This window comes from Alteromonas sp. Cnat2-8 (assembly GCF_022348355.1).
Classification (GTDB): domain Bacteria; phylum Pseudomonadota; class Gammaproteobacteria; order Enterobacterales; family Alteromonadaceae; genus Alteromonas; species Alteromonas macleodii.
This window is the reverse complement of record NZ_JAKREX010000004.1, coordinates 188,651-207,562: the sequence shown is the minus strand read 5'-3', so window position 1 is coordinate 207,562 and position 18,912 is coordinate 188,651. Positions and strand designations below refer to the sequence as shown.

Genomic DNA, 18,912 nt, shown 5'->3' with positions numbered 1-18,912 from the left:
AGAGCATAAATGCTGAATGATAAGCGCGACATTGCGAAACACAATTAAATGAAAAGCACAATTAAACGCAGAGTTTAAAACTGCATTTCAGGTACATTTTCAGGAACAACAAGCTTTCCGCCCGTTTTCTCTTTAATTTCGTCAACGCTGACGCCCGGGGCGCGTTCTTGAAGCACAAATGCGCCGTCTTCAACACTCAGCACTGCTAAGTCGGTAATAATGCGCGTAATACAGTTCACACCGGTTAACGGTAAGGTACATTCGCTAAGTAGTTTTGGGTTACCGTGTTTGTCGGTATGGGTCATGGTAACTATTATGTTCTTCGCGCCAGCAACTAAGTCCATAGCACCGCCCATGCCTTTAACGAGTTTGCCCGGTATCATCCAAGACGCAATATTGCCCGATACATCAACCTCAAATGCGCCAAGTACAGTAAAATCAACGTGGCCGCCGCGGATCATGGCAAAGCTCTCAGCGCTACTAAAAATAGATGCGCCTGTGATAGCCGTTACCGTTTCTTTACCAGCGTTTATCATATCAGCGTCAATTTCACTTTCAGTCGGGTAGCGTCCCATCCCCAAAAGACCGTTTTCTGATTGCAGCATCACGCTGATGTCATCTGGTACATAGTTAGCTGCAAGGGTAGGGATACCAATGCCTAAATTAACGTAATCGCCATCTTTAAATTCCTGAGCGACGCGCATTGCGATTTGTTCTCTACTAAGCATTACACTGACTCCTTGCTAACTACACGGCGTTCAATACGTTTTTCAAATGAACCTTGAATGACACGGTTTACATAAATCCCGGGAGTGTGGATCTCGCTAGGGTTCAATTCACCAGGCTCTACAATTTCCTCTGCTTCAACCACAGTGATTTTACCTGCAGTAGCGGCCATAGGATTAAAGTTTTGTGCTGTATGGCGATAAATACAGTTTCCGTAAGTATCTGCTTTCCATGCTTTTACAATGGCAAAGTCGCCAGTAATAGCATGTTCAAGAATATAAGGGCGACCGTTGAATTCTTTGACTTCTTTTCCTTCACCAACAGGCGTACCATAACCTGTGGCAGTGTAGAAGGCAGGAATGCCAGCACCACCAGCGCGCATTTTTTCCGCCAGCGTTCCTTGAGGTGTAAGCTCAACTTCCAGCTCACCGTTAAGCAGTTGTTTTTCAAACAGGGCATTTTCACCTACATAAGAAGACACCATTTTTGCTATTTGTTTGTCTTCTAGTAAAAGACCCAAGCCAAATCCATCTACACCGCAGTTATTAGAAACTACAGTAAGTCCAGCTACGCCCATTTTCTTAATTTGGCCTATCAGTCCTTCGGGTATACCACACAATCCGAAACCGCCCGCAATGACTGTCATACCATTTTCAAGGCCAGCCATTGCTTCTTCGTATGAGGATACAACTTTGTTAAATCCCGCCATTCTCTATCTCCAATGCATTTGTTAATAATAAGTATCGACATTGTTGCTTCATTTGTAAAATCGAATTAATCTTGCGATTAATAAAAACTATTTATTATTTGTTGAAGTCAGTTGAAAAGTTTATGGATGTTTCATACCGTCAAATAAAAGCGTTTGTAGAAGTGGCCAAGTCATCAACCTTTGCTGAAGCCGCGGTAAATCTACATTTAACACAGCCAGCTTTGTCATCGGCAATTAAAAAAATGGAAGAGCAGTTAGGCGGTAAGTTATTCCAACGCAATACACGCAATGTAAGCCTAACACCAGAAGGAGAGGTGTTGTTTCCAAATGCTTTGAGGCTACTGCACGACTGGGACAATACTTTTTCTGATATTCAAAATTTGTTTGCTATGGCGAAAGGGCAGCTTACCATTTGCGCTATGCCGTCATTTGCCGAGTCTCATTTACCGAATATCTTGTCAGTATTTCATCAACGAATTCCAAACGTAAACTTACGAATTGTCGATGTAGTAATGGAACAGGTAATTCATGAAGTTACTACTGGCCGCAGCGAGATTGGGTTCTCGTTTGAGCCAGAGCGCAAAGATGGTTTAGTGTTTAAAAGCCTTTTTGCTGATGAGTTTGTTGTTGTGACCAACAAAGCACAATCAGCCCATTTAGGGGACAAGTTGCATTGGCAGGACTGTCTAAAACTTCCATTGGTAATGATGAATAGGGGATCTGCGGTACGTCATTGGACTCAATCTAAGCTAGCACAATATGGTGAGCTAAATATAATCGCGGAAACGGGGCAGCTATCTACACTAGGAAAGCTTATTCTAAATGGTTTAGGTATATCTATTATGCCGGCGATTTGTAAAGCGCAAATGGAGGGATTGGGGCTAGTAACAAAAGAAATTAGTGACATGCCTCTGGTGAAAAATATTGGAATAATTCGAAATGCGCGAAAAGGGTTATCGCTGCCGGCTCAATCTATGTGGGACATGGCCGTAGCGCATTATGAGTGAAATAATGCGCTTTATAGTTTCTAAGAAAAGGTTCGACCTACCACTTCTTCTTAGGTGCGAACAACTCGTCTAATTCGTCTCTTTCTTCTTCTTGCTTCTTGGCGCGATCTTTTTCGTTCACGCTCTTAAGGTTGCTTTGGATTTCGTGTAACCACTCGTTAAGTGTAGCAAGTTTAGACATTGAGTATTCGTCTTGGGGATTTTGATTTTCTAGTGCGTTTTTCGCCTTTTCAAAATACTGTCTGGCTGACCCAAGCATATTGGTTTGAAGTGCAGCGCGGCCGCGCTTAATCAATGTTTCTACATTTACTTTTACCTGCAAGCGTTCAAGCTGCTTATCTTCATCCATGAATACTTTAGAATCAATTTGCCCTTTGCTATGTTCTGAACGAAGAATAATGCGCAGTTTCTTAACGGCCTGAATGTATTGAATGATCATTTTGTCATTGTCGGGTAACGCGAAATCGTTAGTGATACCGCTATTGTCCGAAAGAGCAGCGGCGGTTGCTTGCTCACTGCTTGAGATACGCTGTTTTAGTTCAGATGTACTCGATAAATCGTTCATCGCTTTCAAGGCATTTAGAATACGATTGTGAAGTATGCCCATAATGCGCGAAGAAACAGGCATGTTTACACAGGCGGCAATAACGTTCTCAGTTTCGTCGACAATAGTACGCTGTTTCGCAAGTTCAGTTCTGCGCTCAGCCTCTTGCTTTTGACGATGTTGTTGCATTGCATTGATAAAGATAGCTGCGATTAGCAAAACAACAATTAATATAATAATAATCACGTACATGCGTGTGTTTCCGTCTGTTTTTTATTTTTTATAACGTTAACGTATTACTACGTACGAGCGTTACTTTTTGTATTACTTAATGTTATCGGTCAATCTTACGGTATTTTTACTTCAAATACACTTCCACCGAGACTCCCGCCGTTGGAAAGGGCAATTGAGCCCACTTTATCTCCTTGAGAATGTGCGTTTGCAATTAACTTCGCAAAAAATAACCCCAACCCCGTTCTTCCTTGGCTTAACTCAAAATCACAGAGCTCTTCGTGGCTTTTGGTTAACATCGCTTCGGGATAGCCACGACCATCATCCTCTATTTTAATGGTCATGAAGTCGTTCTCGTCTGCCTTGGCACTTACTATTATTTTGGATGTTCCATAGCGCATTGCGTTAATGATTACATCGTTTAATAACAAATAAATTAACTCACTGTCTAAGTACCAGCTAAGGTCATCTTCGATAGCGATGCTTATATCAATATTTTTCTGCGATACATATAACGCATTAGAGCCAACAACATCCTCAACCAAATCTTTGATGAAACTTTCGTCAACGGTAATGGGTAAACTTTCTAATTCAGCCCTGTACAAAGAGAGTACTTGAACGAGATTGGTGTTGAGCCTGGATGCTTCATAATGAACACTCGCAACCTGCTCTCTAGCTTTCTCGTCGTGAGGAGAAAGGGCGTCGCTGAGTGTTTCAATAGATTGAATAAGGAGAAAAAGTGAATTTTTCATATCGTGCACAGCAGCTGCCAACACCGATGAAAAATCAATTGTGGATGTAACTTGTTTACTGCTACTCATTATCTATCTAACACCGTGCTTTTTAATCACCTACCCATAATGTAGAAGAAATCGGACAAAGGCGAATAAATCCCACTCGAAAATGCAAAAATTCAATTATTTTCAACTTTATAATGCCAATTTCGTAATAGCAACTAGTAAAAAAAGGTGGTTTTGGTTATAACGGGGGGAGTACAGTGTCAGTCTATCGCATTAAACGGTGTAAAATATGAAGCTACAGCAACTACGGTATATCGTAGAAGTCCTCAATAACAATTTGAACGTGTCAGCAACAGCAGAAAGTTTATATACCTCACAGCCGGGTATCAGCAAACAAGTTCGCATGTTGGAAGATGAACTAGGTGTTCAGATTTTTGGCCGTAGCGGTAAGCATTTAACACACGTAACAGACGCGGGTAATGATGTAATCAATATAGCTCGTGAAATACTAGCCAAAGTAGAGAGTATTAAAGCGGTAGCAAGGGAGCACACGCTTCCAGATCAAGGTAAACTCAATATTGCGACTACGCATACGCAAGCCCGTTATGCATTACCTGATGTTATTCAGGGTTTCATGAGCAAGTATCCAAAAGTGTCATTACACATGCATCAGGGCACGCCGTCTCAAATTAGCGACCTGGCTGCCAAGGGCGAAGCCGATTTTGCTATCGCTACCGAGGCTCTCCACTTGTACAACGATTTAGTCATGCTTCCTTGTTATCACTGGAATCGCAGTGTAATAGTAAACAAGGACCATCCCTTGTCGAAAAAGGGCACTATCGATATTTCAGACATTGCCAAATATCCGTTGGTTACTTATGTTTTCGGTTTCACCGGGCGCTCTGAATTAGATCAAGCGTTTGAAAGGGCAGGGCTAACACCTAAAATCGTGTTTACCGCAACAGATGCCGACGTTATTAAAACCTATGTTCGCTTAGGTGTCGGTATTGGTGTTATTGCGTCGATGGCGGTAAGCGAAGAATTAGATGATGATCTTGTGAAGATAGATGCTAGTCACCTGTTCGATTACAGCACGACGAAAATTGGATTCAGAAAAGGGTCGTTCTTAAGAAGTTATATGTACGACTTCATTGAGCGTTTTGCGCCTCATCTGACCAAGGACAAGGTTGAGAAGGCTATGATGCTGAAAAATAACGAAGAAGTAGAAAAAATGTTTAAAGGCGTGACGCTTCCAGTAAAGTAAACGCAGCGCTTGTTGAAAACGTTCATTAAAAAAGGGGCTAATTGCCCCTTTTTTGCATTTCACATATTGTCTAGTTAGAACGAGGCGCTAACATTCGATAATATTTACCGCGAGTCCACCTCTCGCCGTTTCTTTATATTTAGTCTTCATATCATTACCGGTATCGCGCATGGTTTTAATAACCTTATCTAGCGATACTTTTTGCTCACCCGTTCCGCGCAGTGCAAGACGAGAAGCATTAATGGCTTTGATTGCACCCATGGCATTTCGCTCAATGCAAGGAACCTGAACCAAGCCACCCACGGGGTCACAAGTAAGGCCGAGGTTGTGCTCCATACCGATTTCCGCAGCGTTCTCTACCGAGGCAGCTGTGCCCCCCATAATTTCAGCTAACGCGCCTGCAGCCATTGAACAAGCGACGCCTACTTCTCCTTGGCAACCTACTTCAGCACCTGAGATTGACGCATTCTCTTTATAGAGAATACCAATAGCGCCTGCGGTAAGCAGGAATCGACTTGCTACTTCTTCATCAACAGGTCGAATAAACTTATCTACGTACTGTAGAACCGCCGGAATGATACCCGCTGCACCATTTGTAGGTGCAGTTACAACACGGCCGCCAGCTGCATTTTCTTCGTTTACAGCTAAAGCAAACAAGTTAACCCAATCCATAGTCTGCATAGGGTCGTTTGTGTGTTCAGTTTGAAGTCGACGGTATAGTCCAGGTGCGCGGCGAACTACTTTAAGCCCGCCAGGTAAAATACCTTCGCTTTCGATACCTCGTTGAATACAAGCTTTCATTACTAACCAAATGTTGTGTAGCTGTTGCTTCACTTCGTGCTTGGGCCTGAAAGTTGATTCGTTACGTAGCATCAGTGAACTAATGCTTAAGCCGTTAGTTTTACACAGAGCGAGAAGGTCACCGGCCGTTTTAAAAGGGAAGGGTACTGATGCTTGCAGGCTGGCCGCATGCGCTTTGGTCGCATCGAAGTCTTCGTCTTTTATGATAAAACCACCGCCAATACTGTAATAAGTTTGCTGTTTTACAAGCTCATCTTTCGCGTACGCATAAAACGTTAAGGCATTAGCGTGTTTGGGGAGCGTTTTACGGCGGTGAAAAACAATGGCGTTTTTGTTAGGAAAGCGCACTAATTTCTGGCCATTAAGGCAAAGCTTTTCCGTGTTGCGTATTTCTTCAAGTTTAGTCTCGATGCTGTCCACATCGACAACGTCTGGAAGTTCTCCTAGTAAACCGAGGATAACAGCTTTTCCTGTTCCGTGGCCGATACCGGTTTGGCCTAATGACCCAAACAGTTCAACTTTCACGCTATCCACTGAATCAAAAAGCGTAGCTTCCTGAGCGAGTTCGGTGACAAACTCGGCGCCTGCTTTCATTGGTCCTACGGTGTGCGAACTCGATGGGCCAATGCCCACGCTGAACATATCAAATACACTGATCATAAACTTTCAAAATTAAAACAAAGTAATAGTAAGATCATGCATCCACCACGGAAAAACCACAATACAGAAAAGCTAATAAAGGGATTAGTTTTGCTAATACGCTGTAAAGTTTAATTTATAGTACACGCAAGAGCGGTTAAGCAAATACAAAGGCTATGGATGAATATGATGAGATAAATTGCGTAACATTGCCGCCGTTGCGCCCCATATCATGTGGTTTTTCCATGGGATAAAGTAAATTGGAAATGCCTTTTTATCGCGATGCGTCGTGTGAACTAAATGATTTCTTCTGTCTAAAACATGTGCGAGAGGCACTTCAAAAGCGCTTTCTACCTCATTTTTGTCAATTATCGGTGTAAAGTCAGGATTTACAAAGCCAACAACTGGCGCAATTTCATATCCGCTGATTGTTCGGTATCTAGGCAACATTCCTACTACGTCTACGTGAGTAGCGGGTAAACCAACTTCTTCTTCAGCTTCTCTAAGTGCCGCGTCAAAAAAAGAATTGTCAGCTTCGTCGACCGCTCCGCCTGGAAAGCTGATTTGACCTGGGTGATGCTTGAGGTGGTGCGCTCGTTCGGTTAGCAGTAATTGAAGCGAATTCCCATAATCTATCAGGGGGATAAGTACAGCCGCAGGGCGTCCTGTTTTTCGCAACGGAAAATCTGGCTCGGTGTGAGGCTGCCTTAAGTGGTGAAACTGTGATAGGAATTCGTTCTTTGTCATAGATATTTGCTTACAACCTATATGCTTACCTTTGTGCTAGCACATTACATACAAATACTGTGCTATTGGTTAATTGATTCAAGTACTGGCAGTATTCTAGACACTTTATCTAGGGTTTCTTGATATTCTTCACTAGAAACAGAATCTAGCACAATACCACCACCGGCCCAGCAATGTAATCGACGGTTCTCAGCCAATACGGTTCTAATACAAATACTTGAATCCATGTCCTCACGAAAACCCATATAGAACACGCTGCCACAGTAGATATTCCGGCGGTGTGGCTCTAGCTCATCGATAACTTCCATCGCGCGGATTTTCGGTGCTCCAGTTATTGACCCCCCAGGAAATGCTGATGCCAGAAGCGATAAAGGCGAAGAAGATTCATTTAATTCACCAGTTACCGTACTTACTAAATGGTGCACAGCCTGATAACTTTCAAGAGCAAAGAGTGCAGGTACGTTCACCGAGTGAGGTTTGCAGTGCTTTGAAATATCGTTGCGCAGCAGATCTACAATCATAAGATTTTCTGCACGGTCTTTTTCTGCTGAGAGCAAGCTCTGAGCACTGGCGGCATCTTCTTCTTTGTCTTCAAATCGCGGGCGTGTACCCTTTATCGGTTTTGTTTCTACAACCCCATCTTTAACGCGTAGAAAGCGTTCTGGTGAAATGGAAGCAATACAGCCTTGGGGAAGGTTATAAAAAGCTGAAAATGGCGCTTGATTTTGATTGCGTAGCTCACAATATGCTTGCCACATATTCCCTTCAAACGCTGCGCTAAAACGTTGCGCCATATTTACTTGGTAGCAGTCACCGGCACGCAAATAGGCGTGTATTTTATCCAAACAAGCTTCATATTCCGTTTTAGACAAATTTGATTCGAACCGCGACGTTAACTTGAATTTTGGCTCAGGTATTTCGTCGTTGAACGAAGAAAAAAACTGAGTCAGTGGTTGACTGTCAACGGAGCAATAATAGATGTAACCTGTTTTTGTATCTTCAATAAGTGAACGAAGATAAAGGCCAACCGCGAAATCAGGGGTTTCGTAGTCATCTTTGGCGATGCTTGGCATCGTTTCGTAAAAGCGCCCAGTGTCATAGCCTGCCATACCAGCCACACCGATAATAAAAGGGAGGTGCGCTGTATTTACACTGGCATGTATGTTCACATTTGAAACGCGCGCATGTAAGTGTGCTTGCACCGCTTCAAAGGGAGCTAATGTCAATTGCTGACGCTTTGAAGTGTTTAGATCGATGAGTTGAACATTATCACCTTTTGCTTCGATAATTGCGGAAGGTGAAAATGCCATAATATTGAAGCGTCCTTCACTTTTCGACGAACCAGAAGTATCTAGTAAAAGGGAATATGGGTGTGTAGAGACTCGCTTAAAAAGTTCATTGAAAACGGCTGTGTTCTCGTCACAATTTAGCGCTAATTTATCGGCTAATTCCTCTGCAGTGAAACGGGAAACATGAACGTGAATAGTATCTGCGTGTGACATAGGTGTTTTCTGTACTTCTTTTTATCGTGGGCGTTTGGTGCTTGAATTAAGCACAAACTTCCTTCTATTTTTAACTGGCGTTAACAAATAAGGGCTAATAACCGATCACATTAGGCTGCTTTTTCAAATATCCCTTCAGCATAGTTTTTAAAAATGACTGGAATTAGCCACAAGCACATGGTTTTACATGGTGCGTTGTCTTTAGATGCGCTAGTATACGCTTTTTTAGCTAGCTAAGACCACGAAAGCCAAATAAAAAGAGGATGTCATGACCGTTATCCGTCAACAAGACTTCATTGACAGCATTGAAGATGCCCTGCAATTTATTTCTTATTATCACCCGCTCGATTACGTTAAAGCCGTAGAAGAAGCCTATAAAAAGGAAAAGAGCCAAGCCGCGAAAGACGCGATGGCGCAAATTCTTATCAACTCACGCATGTCTGCAGAGGGTAAGCGCCCTTTGTGTCAAGACACGGGGATCGTAACCTGTTTTGTTAAAGTTGGTATGGGTGTGACGTGGGATAAAACTGACATGACCGTTCAAGAAATGGTTGATGAAGGTACACGTCGTGCATACCTTAATCCAGACAATCCACTTCGCGCCTCTATCGTTGCTGACCCTGCCGGTGCGCGCAAAAACACTAAAGACAACACGCCATCTGTTGTGCATATCGACATGGTAGCGGGTGAAAAGATCGAAGTGATGATCGCGGCTAAAGGCGGCGGTTCTGAAAACAAGTCTAAAATGGTAATGCTTAACCCAAGCGATGATATTGCTGACTGGGTAGTAAAAACTTTGCCGACGATGGGGGCAGGCTGGTGCCCTCCAGGTATGCTGGGAATAGGTATTGGCGGTACGGCTGAAAAAGCAGCGGTACTTGCAAAAGAAAGCCTTATGGACCCAGTAGACATCCAAGAGCTTATAGAGCGCGGCCCGCAAACTACCGACGAAAAACTTCGCTTAGAAATTTTTGACCGCGTAAATAAGTTGGGTATCGGTGCACAAGGCCTAGGTGGTTTAACGACTGTTGTTGACGTTAAGATTAAGTCGCTACCTACTCACGCTGCGTCAAAACCTGTAGCAATGATCCCAAACTGTGCGGCGACTCGTCACGCACATTTTTATCTAGATGGTTCGGGTCCAGCGGAGCTTACGCCACCTAAATTAGAAGATTGGCCAGAAGTAACTTGGGAAGTAAGCGAAAACACTCGCCGCGTTAACCTTGATGAAGTAACAAAAGAAGATATCCAAGAGTGGAAAGTAGGCGAAACGGTACTGCTGTCAGGTAAGATGCTTACCGGTCGTGATGCTGCTCACAAGCGCATTCAAACCATGATGGAAAATGGTGAAGGTTTACCAGAGGGCGTTGACCTAACTAACCGCTTTATCTATTACGTTGGTCCTGTTGACGCTGTAGGTGACGAAGTGGTTGGTCCGGCTGGCCCGACAACGGCTACCCGTATGGATAAGTTCACTGACATGATGCTAGAGAAAACAGGCCTTATTGGCATGATTGGAAAAGCAGAGCGTGGTCCAGCAACCGTTGATTCAATTGCTAAACACAAAGCGGTTTATCTAATGGCAGTTGGAGGTGCAGCGTACCTTGTATCTAAAGCCATTAAGAAATCTCGTGTCGTAGCATTCGAGGACTTAGGTATGGAAGCAATTTACGAGTTCGACGTAGAAGACATGCCAGTAACCGTTGCAGTAGACAGCACGGGTGCCAATGCTCACAAAAATGGTCCGGCCATTTGGAAAGCAAAAATTGAAGAGCTTGATGCCTCGCTATCTAAATAGATAGAAAGGCAAAACTTAAGATGAGCCGTTCTGCTTAAGAAAGCTAATTAGGTTTTTCATCACAGTATAAAAAACGGGTGCAATAGCACCCGTTTTCATTTGTGTAGTTTCATTTTTTCAAAGGTTTACGTGCTAGACGTTTTGCCCCAATTTCATTTTAAATTTATACCAGTTGGTATATTTATCTGATTTTGTTTATAGTGCTGTACAAAATAACAGTATGATCGTGCACTATGTTAATTAACCTTATTTCTAGCGAACCCATTTCCTTTCTAATAGCCTTCGTAAGTGTGTGTGCTTTTTCACTTTATTCATTTATTCGAGGCCAGGCGAATGCCACCCAGATAGCGCAGCTTTCGCAAATCAATGAGCAGCTACAAAATGATTTGAATAGCGAGCGTATTGCTATTGCCAAGCTTCAAGCACAAAACGAAGCGCACCAAGCAAGAATACAGGCGCTTCATGCTGCGCATGAAGATAAGCTTGCGTCTATGAATGCATCTGAACAACGTCTGCATACGCAATTCGAAAATCTAGCAAATCGGATATTTGAAGAAAAGCAACAGCGTTACACGCAACAAACAAAACACAATATAGAAGCTGTTTTGGCGCCATTCAAAAACGAGTTAGATGGTTTTAAACGTCAAATCTCAGAACAACACATACGTGAGGGGCAGGAGCGAGCCTCACTTAAAACAGAGATTCTAAGTTTAAAGGCTCTCAACCAGAAAATTACGGAAGAAGCTGCAGCGCTGACCAATGCACTAAAAGGTGACAATAAAAAGCAAGGAAACTGGGGCGAAGTAGTGCTTGAGCGGATACTCAAAGAATCTGGTTTACGCGAGGGTCATGAATTTGAAACACAAATGTCAGCAACATCAGAGCACGGCAAGCGATTTCAACCAGATGTCGTGGTGCATTTGCCAAATGATAAAGATGTGATCATAGATTCAAAAGTAAGTTTGGCGGCCTATGAAAGGTATTACAACTGTGATGATGAAGTTGAGAAAGCGCAATTTTTAAGTCAACATGTGGCTTCTATAAAAGGGCACATCAAAGGCTTAGGCGCGAAAGACTACCAAACGCTGAAAGGCATAAAGACACTGGATTATGTGTTACTTTTCATTCCCATTGAGCCTGCATTTCTGATTGCTGTCGAAGAAGAACCAGATTTAGTCACAATGGCACTTAATCACAATATCATGTTGGTTAGCCCAACTAATTTACTGGTTGCACTGCGTACTATTAATAACATTTGGCAGTATGAGTACCAAAATCAAAACGCACAGCTTATTGCGGAACAAGCAGCAAAGCTTTATGACAAGTTCGTTGGGTTTGTGACGGATATGGAAAAAGTAGGTAAGTCGATGGATACCGCTCACGCAAACTACGAACAAGCAATGAATAAGTTAACCAGTGGAAGAGGGAACTTGGTAAGGCAAATAGAAAAGTTTAGAGAACTTGGCGTACAACCCAGTAAGCGAATGTCTCAGCACTTACAGCAACTTTCTCAAGACGATTAAAAAAGGCCGCAATTGCGGCCTTTTTTCTCTTATCAAAAAACGTTATGAACGTTTCATGCGTCTACGTAGGTAAACTGCTGGAGCAAGAAGCAATGCAATCCAGCCCATTGAACCACCAGACTTATCGTTAACGCGAATAGTCACGCTTTCTGTAGTAGTTTCAATACCATCTGAAGCCGTTACTTGAACCGTTACACGGTTAGACTGTTCGTTACTAGGCGCTGTATCAGTGAACGAAGTGCGCTCTACACCGTTAATGGTGATAGTCACGTCGTCTCCGTCTGCGTCAGTTGCAGAAGCAGTTACAGTGTAAGACTGACCTTCATCAACGCTAGTTGGAGCAGATATTGAAATAACTGGAGCATCTTGCACACCTGCAACCGCTACAGTTACTGTGCCTTCACCAACAATTTCACCTTCAACTGGCTCTTCGTTTTCATCAATTGTACCTTCAACACGAACGGTGTATGTAAATGAATCTTCACCGAAGAAGTCAGTATTTGGTGCATACGTTACTGTTCCATCATCATTTACAGTTACTGTGCCATTTGCTGGCTCACCAGAAATTACAACTGTTGATGGATCAAGAGGCGCTTTATCAATAGTGATAGGCGTAAACGTACGGAACTCACCAGACAGAGAGTCCATGGTGAATTTATTGATGATTGTGCTGTCCATTTCGTTAGCAAGAATGTTAGCCGTTACCGACGCATCTTCGTTAACTGACAACATGTCGTCCATATACTCACTAGATGGAACAACAGTACCTGCGTAGCTGATAGTAACTTCGTCACCCGCATTAGCAGTTAGTACAAATTCGTCACCTTCAACTGGAAGGGTACCTTGAAGGCCCGCAGATGTTAGTGCAGCGTACGTTGTACCAACGCTACCTGAAATGTTTTCAGCACCAACTACCGTTGCGTAAACAGGTGAGTCCATTGGGCCATATACAAAGTTTACGTTGCCCGTTTCGTACTCAAACCACAACTGGAAGTTAAAGCTTGTGCCATCTTCATTCCAAATTTGAGCGTTTTCCCACTCAACAACAAAGTGACCTGTTGTAAGGCTTACTGCGTAGATATTACCAGCGCCTGCACCGCCACCCGCAAGGTCAAAATCAGTCCAATAAGGTGCGACAATATTGTTTGGCTCACTTAGGCTTGGCAATACTTCTGCAAACGGTGTAGTAATGTTGCCAGAGCTTGTACCTAACGATACAAAACCATTAGATGAAATCTGCATGGTTGTGTATTCGCTACCTAAGTAAGTGATAGTGCGAGGTAGGCTTACTTCAATTGAAGCGTCATCACACGAACCAGAGCACTCTAGCGGCGCAACACCAATAGATGCCATTGGTACGTAACGGTCAAGACCAAAACCTTCAAGTATGTCACCAATAGTAGTATCTGCGTTCATCGAGAAAGAAGCGGTGTTAAGTGCGCCTTCCCAATATACGGTACCTGATTCAGCGTCATAGCTTACTGGCTCTTGGTTTCCGTTTTTAACAGCAGAAATTGTAGAAGGGTTAATCGCATATTTGTGGTCAATTTCACCCGTGATGCTGATCATACCAGTTACATCAGTGTTAGTAGCAAACGCTTCGGTTACCACCAATTCACCTTCAGCTGCTATTTGCGTGCTTACATCGCTGTCAAACAATGATGGTTCATCACTGCTAATAGGATAGATAGCTACTGGGATGAAATAATCGGTTGTTGTGTCGTCAGTGTCTGCCCAATTAATACCACCGAAAGACCATGACCCTGTAGACGCTGTTGTTACATCTACTGCTACCATAATTTCAGCAGAAGCACCTGCTGCAAGGGTTGCCATTTGAGGTGTAACGGTTGCTGAAATAGCTGAGTCATTAAACATTGCTGTAGCATCGACTGTAACTTCTTCATCGCTGGTGTTTGTTACAGTGATAGACATTTCGCAGTTCAGGTAGCAGTTACCGTCTACTAAGCTTAAATCGCTATAAGTTAGCTCTACCGTTGTAGCACGAGGAAGATCTAAACGACCTGCACCCATGTCAAAGTTGTCTGCTGCGGTAGACGCATCTTCTTTCAAAATATCGCGAATTGAAGAAGTAACAAGCGCACTCTTTATTTGCTGTGCAGTCCAATCAGGATGCATTTGCTTAAGAAGTGCAGCTGCACCAGCTACGTGTGGCGATGCCATTGAAGTACCGTTCTTGAACGAGAAGTTCTGGTCTTCGTGTCCTGGTGCATCCGGTGATTCGCCAGAGAAGATGCGAGTACCAGGAGCAGCAATATTAGGCTTAAGGAACGTCGGGTCGCCGTTAGGACCGCGAGAGCTGCTTTCATTCATTATGTCAGCAAGGCTGTCTGAAACAACGCGAACAATATCGCTACCGATAGTTACATTTAGCGACTCTTCAGTAGTTTCAGCTAGGTTAGCAAGCGCTAAACCTGGTGTAGCAGGAAGCATAAGTGATGGAATTGTTTGAGCTTCACTTAAGCCGCCCATTAATATTGGCGCTTCACCGCGTCCATCAACGTTATGAATAAGAACAGCTGTTGCTCCCGCAGCCTCTGCGTTTTCAATTTTAGTCACGAAACCACACGTACCACGGCTGATAAGCGCAATTGCACCATCGAACGCGCCCGCAGCAAATGCATCACAACCTTCTACGTTTGCCGCATCTACTTCGCCTGCATAAACAACAGGTGCAGTAATTGGGCTATCAAATACAATGGCAGGGTTGCCGACTGAGTAAAGGGCCGGAATAGAACCTAAAGTGGTGTCGCCTTCGACGGTCACCTCGTTTGCGAACAAACGACCCGTTGTTGTATTTGCGACCGTTATTACGTCTTCTGAACAACCAGGACAGCCAATAGTGCCAGCACCCGGACCATCGTTACCCGCTGCAAAAACGGTAACAACGCCCGCATCGTGCATGGCTTCAAGTACGTCTTCATATACAGAGCCGTTAGGGTTTCCACCTGCACCGCCACCCCACGAGTTATTAACAATGTCAGCACCATCTGTAAGCGCAGCTTCAAGCATAGAAAGCAGCATTGAAGAAGCACCGCTAGAAGAAGCAGGGTTAGCTGGTGTGGCATACAAACCTTTGTAAACCATTAGATAAGCAGCTGGCGCAACACCAGAGATTTCAGCTTCTGCGCCATCGCGCTCTGCCATTACCCCGTAATTACCTACTGCTGTACCTGCTACGTGCGTACCGTGTCCATTGAATCCTAGCGGGCTCTCGTATTCTTCTTCAACAACAGAGAAGCCTTCTACGATGTCTGCTGCGCGAGCAACAATCAGTTTATTGTTACAAAAATCAGGAACTTCTGAACAGTAGTCGTCAGTAGGAAGTGTCGCAGCATCAGGTGCTGTAAAGTTTTCACCACTGAATAAAGGGTTTTCTGGACGAATACCACTATCGATGATCGCAACTTTCACGCCTGCACCGGCGCTTTCCTTGCCGCCGAACTGTTCCCACGTTTGAACTGCACCGATCAGATCCAAACTAGCGTCCATTTGGGCATGGTGTACTAAGTCTGGGTATACCGCTTTTACCGTTGAAAGGCTGGAAAGCTTATCAAGTGCACTTTTTGAAACGATACCCGCAAAACCATTAAATGCTGCTGTGTAAGACATGTCAGCTTTGAATGACTTATCGAATGACTTGATAGACTGGATAACCGATTGCTGTTGAGCTTCAAGGAAAGATTGATATTCCTTCGCTGCATTTGACTTGAAATTTACCTTTTGACCTTTGTGGGCAGCCATGCTGCTTACACTTGGATTTACTGCGCTGAATTGCGCCATAGGCACGTCAGTAAGTTGTACGATAACACGTACGCTATCACTATCCGCTTGGATTGCATTTGCAAGAATATTCTTTTTGTCGAAGGATGCTTCGATGGCGTTACGTTGTTCAACGCTGTGGCCAGATAATTGATTTGATATTGCTAGTGCACCAAAGGCTGAGCCTGCTAATGCGGTAGCAATAACCGTACTAAGGATTGTTTTTTTCATAATTATTCTCGTGTGAATAGTTCCCTGGAGCCCAACGATTTTTTTGTTTGCTTAAAAGGTCATTCGCCTTTTTTAAAACGCAACTTATCGCTGTGACTATCTATTACTAGCACACTTTTTTTCTTTTTGTAACGTGTGTTTCTGCAATACACAATTTACACATTTTGTTACATTTAACGACGATTAGTCGTTGCATAGATAACTTCCTTTTTTCATTGAAGTTCTAAGCAGTAGATTATTGGATATATAAGCGTTTGAAACGTTAGAAACTCTATTACTGGATGTGAATGAGAAATGATTGTCCTACTCGGTTTTCATATTTTTTACATGGGGTTTACGTTTTTAGGACGAACATCCTTTTCATTTAGACTAATTGAGTATGTCTATTTCACCCATTTGAAAAAATGCCAATGAATAAGTAGGACGCTCCTGCATTTTCTCAACTAGCATATTGTTATCACTATAAGTCGCTATTAACCCTCATATTTAAGGGGAACAAACGTGAAAGACAGAAATCATTTGGCCGAAGTAAAAACAACAAATAAGGTCGAAATTATTACTAAAGGGGTTGTTGATATCCCAATGCTGCAAATCCTTTCTGCCGAAGGTGAACTCATTGAAAAAGCAGTTGAACCTGACCTCAGCAAAGAAGAAGCATTAAAAATATTTAATACCATGCATTACATTCGAGTATTGGATGAACGTATGGTGGGTGCACAGCGCCAAGGTCGTATTAGTTTTTACTTGGCAAGCACGGGTGAAGAAGCGGCGTCAGTTGCAAGTGCAGCAGCACTCTCAGACGACGACATGATCATGTCTCAGTACCGTGAGCAAGGCGCTTTAGCATATCGCGGGTACACCACAGAACAATTCATGAACCAAATGTTTAGCAATAAAGACGATCCTAACAAAGGACGTCAAATGCCTATCCATTATGGTGACAAGCCACTTAACTTCATGACGATATCTTCACCACTAGGCACACAGATCCCCCAAGCATCTGGTTACGCCTATGGTCAAAAAATGTCGGGTAAAGATGTGGTTACTATCTGTTACTTCGGTGAAGGTGCAGCGTCTGAAGGAGACTTCCACGCAGGGTTAAATATGGCCGCTGTTTTAAACTGCCCAGTTATCTTCTTTTGCCGTAATAATGGCTACGCCATTTCAACACCAGCAGAAGAGCAATTCGCGGGTGACGGCATTGCTTCTCGTGGCTTAGGTTACGGTATTAAAACTATCCGTGTTGATGGTAACGATGTGTTAGCCATCTACGCAGCTACAAAAGAAGCCCGTCGTATTGCCATTGAAGAAAAGTGTCCTGTACTTATTGAAGCCATGACTTATCGTTTAGCGGCGCACTCCACGTCAGACGACCCAACAGGCTATCGCTCTCGTGAAGAAGAAGATAAGTGGCGTGCAAAAGATCCTATCGCTCGTATGGCGAAATGGTTAGACAGCAAGGGCTGGTTTGACGAAGCGGAGAACCAAAAGCGCGTCGATAAAGCAAGACAAGACGTTTTAGCAGCAATGAAGAGTTGTGAAAAGACTGACGTATGTGCCATTGAAGACATTGTCGAAGATGTATACGACACAGCACCTTGGCACTTAAAAGAACAACTCAGTGAATTGAAAGCGCATATTAAGAAGTACCCGAAGATGTACCCTAAAACAGCAGGGAGAGTAAAATAATGGCTAAGATGAATCTACTTCAAGCAATTAATAATGCACTCATCACAGCCATGACCGAAGATGAAAAAGTAATGGTCTTTGGTGAAGACGTAGGCCATTTTGGTGGCGTGTTCCGTGCAACCAGTCACCTTCAAGAAAAATTTGGTAAGGCGCGTTGCTTTAACACGCCGCTTACTGAACAAGGCATTATTGGCTTCGCGAACGGCTTGGCCTCACAAGGCTCTGTACCTATTGCTGAAATTCAATTTGGTGATTACATTTTCCCTGCATTCGATCAAATTGTGAATGAGACGGCTAAATGGCGCTACCGTTCAGGCGGTCAGTTCGATGTTGGTACGCTAACAATTCGTACACCTTATGGTGGCGGTATCGCAGGCGGCCACTACCACAGTCAATCACCAGAGGCATTCTTCGCTCACTGCCCAGGGTTAAAGATTGTTATCCCTCGTGACCCATATCAGGCGAAAGGTTTGTTGCTTGCATCAATTCGCGATAAAAACCCCGTATTGTTTATGGAGCCTAAACGTCTTTACCGTGCTTCTGTATCGGAAGTGCCTGAAGAAGATTACGAACTGCCATTAGGTAAGGCAGATATTGTTCAAGAAGGTAGCGATATCACCTTATTAGGGTGGGGCGCGCAAATAGAAATTCTGCAAAAAGCTGCAGAAATGGCTCTTGAAGATGGTGTGTCGTGTGAAATTATCGATTTACGCAGCATATTACCGTGGGACGTTGAAACGGTTATGCAATCTGTAATGAAAACAGGTCGCTTATTGATAAACCACGAAGCACCGCTAACAGGTGGCTTTGCGAGTGAAATCGCAGCGAGCATTCAGGAACGTTGTTTCTTATACCTTGAAGCGCCTATTGCAAGAGTGTGTGGTTTAGACACGCCGTATCCTTTGGCGCACGAAAAAGAATATATGCCAGATGAAACGAAGACGTACGAAGCCATAAAACGTACGCTTCACTACTAAGCCG

General features: G+C 43.5%; 14 protein-coding genes. 6 read left to right on the top strand and 8 right to left on the bottom strand.

The window, feature by feature from the left end; all coding sequences use genetic code 11:
* Positions 1 to 74: 74 nt before the first annotated feature.
* Together MHN00_RS11805 and MHN00_RS11800 are read right to left on the bottom strand one after the other, a co-directional pair.
* Positions 75 to 728 carry a CoA transferase subunit B gene (locus tag MHN00_RS11805; protein ID WP_014976576.1) on the bottom strand — a complete coding sequence of 218 codons (654 nt, stop codon included), beginning with the start codon at positions 726 to 728 and terminating at the stop codon, positions 75 to 77.
* Positions 728 to 1,435, bottom strand: a complete 708-nt coding sequence (locus tag MHN00_RS11800) for a CoA transferase subunit A (RefSeq protein ID WP_239246717.1) — start codon at positions 1,433 to 1,435, stop codon at positions 728 to 730. Before MHN00_RS11800 ends, MHN00_RS11805 begins: the two co-directional genes overlap by 1 nt.
* 122 nt (positions 1,436 to 1,557) lie before the next feature.
* Here MHN00_RS11800 and MHN00_RS11795 point away from each other — a divergent pair, with 122 nt between their 5' ends.
* The gene (locus tag MHN00_RS11795; RefSeq protein WP_014949521.1) at positions 1,558 to 2,442 is read left to right on the top strand and encodes a LysR family transcriptional regulator; all 885 of its coding nucleotides are present in this window, start codon (positions 1,558 to 1,560) and stop codon (positions 2,440 to 2,442) included.
* 37 nt (positions 2,443 to 2,479) lie between these two features.
* Here the strand turns inward: MHN00_RS11795 and MHN00_RS11790 are convergent, their stop codons facing one another.
* Both MHN00_RS11790 and MHN00_RS11785 read right to left on the bottom strand, forming a co-directional pair.
* A complete protein-coding gene (locus MHN00_RS11790) occupies positions 2,480 to 3,238 on the bottom strand; it encodes a hypothetical protein (RefSeq protein WP_014949522.1) in 759 nt (252 codons plus the stop codon).
* 95 nt (positions 3,239 to 3,333) lie between these two features.
* Complete coding sequence (locus tag MHN00_RS11785; RefSeq protein WP_014976578.1) at positions 3,334 to 4,038, bottom strand: HAMP domain-containing sensor histidine kinase; 705 nt, start codon at positions 4,036 to 4,038, stop codon at positions 3,334 to 3,336.
* Between the two features lie 208 nt (positions 4,039 to 4,246).
* Between MHN00_RS11785 and cysB the strand changes: the two genes are divergently transcribed.
* On the top strand, positions 4,247 to 5,221 hold the full coding sequence (gene cysB / locus MHN00_RS11780; RefSeq protein WP_014949524.1) for an HTH-type transcriptional regulator CysB: 975 nt from the start codon (positions 4,247 to 4,249) through the stop codon (positions 5,219 to 5,221).
* An 87-nt stretch (positions 5,222 to 5,308) separates the two neighbouring features.
* On the opposite strand, the gene MHN00_RS11775 is transcribed toward cysB, so the two are convergent.
* The 3 genes from MHN00_RS11775 to pabB form a co-directional block, all read right to left on the bottom strand.
* The gene (locus MHN00_RS11775; RefSeq protein ID WP_239246719.1) at positions 5,309 to 6,682 is read right to left on the bottom strand and encodes an L-serine ammonia-lyase; all 1,374 of its coding nucleotides are present in this window, start codon (positions 6,680 to 6,682) and stop codon (positions 5,309 to 5,311) included.
* A 153-nt stretch (positions 6,683 to 6,835) separates the two neighbouring features.
* Positions 6,836 to 7,408, bottom strand: coding sequence for a CoA pyrophosphatase (locus tag MHN00_RS11770; RefSeq protein WP_239246720.1), 573 nt, complete (start codon positions 7,406 to 7,408; stop codon positions 6,836 to 6,838).
* Positions 7,409 to 7,470: 62 nt separating this feature from the next.
* A complete protein-coding gene (gene pabB / locus MHN00_RS11765; protein WP_239301231.1) occupies positions 7,471 to 8,910 on the bottom strand; it encodes an aminodeoxychorismate synthase component I in 1,440 nt (479 codons plus the stop codon).
* Between the two features lie 268 nt (positions 8,911 to 9,178).
* Here pabB and MHN00_RS11760 point away from each other — a divergent pair, with 268 nt between their 5' ends.
* A complete protein-coding gene (locus MHN00_RS11760; protein WP_014949528.1) occupies positions 9,179 to 10,708 on the top strand; it encodes a fumarate hydratase in 1,530 nt (509 codons plus the stop codon).
* 233 nt (positions 10,709 to 10,941) lie between these two features.
* Positions 10,942 to 12,231, top strand: coding sequence for a DNA recombination protein RmuC (gene rmuC / locus MHN00_RS11755; protein WP_239246722.1), 1,290 nt, complete (start codon positions 10,942 to 10,944; stop codon positions 12,229 to 12,231).
* 42 nt (positions 12,232 to 12,273) lie between these two features.
* Here the strand turns inward: rmuC and MHN00_RS20475 are convergent, their stop codons facing one another.
* Complete coding sequence (locus tag MHN00_RS20475; RefSeq protein ID WP_275444310.1) at positions 12,274 to 16,242, bottom strand: S8 family serine peptidase; 3,969 nt, start codon at positions 16,240 to 16,242, stop codon at positions 12,274 to 12,276.
* A 501-nt stretch (positions 16,243 to 16,743) separates the two neighbouring features.
* Between MHN00_RS20475 and MHN00_RS11735 the strand changes: the two genes are divergently transcribed.
* Entirely contained in the window at positions 16,744 to 17,931 is a 1,188-nt protein-coding gene (locus MHN00_RS11735; protein ID WP_069944353.1) for a thiamine pyrophosphate-dependent dehydrogenase E1 component subunit alpha, read from the top strand.
* Positions 17,931 to 18,908, top strand: a complete 978-nt coding sequence (locus tag MHN00_RS11730; protein ID WP_014949532.1) for an alpha-ketoacid dehydrogenase subunit beta — start codon at positions 17,931 to 17,933, stop codon at positions 18,906 to 18,908. The genes MHN00_RS11735 and MHN00_RS11730 overlap by 1 nt, the downstream gene beginning before the upstream one ends.
* The last annotated feature ends 4 nt before the right edge of the window (positions 18,909 to 18,912 follow it).

What these genes read in the sequence shown, in the direction of transcription:
- MHN00_RS11800 (WP_239246717.1), bottom strand. Translation starts at nt 1,435, where the DNA reads ATGGCGGGATTTAACAAAGTTGTATCCTCATACGAAGAAGCAATGGCT.
- MHN00_RS11795 (WP_014949521.1), top strand. Translation starts at nt 1,558, where the DNA reads ATGGATGTTTCATACCGTCAAATAAAAGCGTTTGTAGAAGTGGCCAAG.
- MHN00_RS11805 (WP_014976576.1), bottom strand. Translation starts at nt 728, where the DNA reads ATGCTTAGTAGAGAACAAATCGCAATGCGCGTCGCTCAGGAATTTAAA.
- MHN00_RS11775 (WP_239246719.1), bottom strand. Translation starts at nt 6,682, where the DNA reads ATGATCAGTGTATTTGATATGTTCAGCGTGGGCATTGGCCCATCGAGT.
- MHN00_RS20475 (WP_275444310.1), bottom strand. Translation starts at nt 16,242, where the DNA reads ATGAAAAAAACAATCCTTAGTACGGTTATTGCTACCGCATTAGCAGGC.
- MHN00_RS11730 (WP_014949532.1), top strand. Translation starts at nt 17,931, where the DNA reads ATGGCTAAGATGAATCTACTTCAAGCAATTAATAATGCACTCATCACA.
- MHN00_RS11770 (WP_239246720.1), bottom strand. Translation starts at nt 7,408, where the DNA reads ATGACAAAGAACGAATTCCTATCACAGTTTCACCACTTAAGGCAGCCT.
- rmuC (WP_239246722.1), top strand. Translation starts at nt 10,942, where the DNA reads ATGTTAATTAACCTTATTTCTAGCGAACCCATTTCCTTTCTAATAGCC.
- MHN00_RS11790 (WP_014949522.1), bottom strand. Translation starts at nt 3,238, where the DNA reads ATGTACGTGATTATTATTATATTAATTGTTGTTTTGCTAATCGCAGCT.
- cysB (WP_014949524.1), top strand. Translation starts at nt 4,247, where the DNA reads ATGAAGCTACAGCAACTACGGTATATCGTAGAAGTCCTCAATAACAAT.
- pabB (WP_239301231.1), bottom strand. Translation starts at nt 8,910, where the DNA reads ATGTCACACGCAGATACTATTCACGTTCATGTTTCCCGTTTCACTGCA.
- MHN00_RS11760 (WP_014949528.1), top strand. Translation starts at nt 9,179, where the DNA reads ATGACCGTTATCCGTCAACAAGACTTCATTGACAGCATTGAAGATGCC.
- MHN00_RS11785 (WP_014976578.1), bottom strand. Translation starts at nt 4,038, where the DNA reads ATGAGTAGCAGTAAACAAGTTACATCCACAATTGATTTTTCATCGGTG.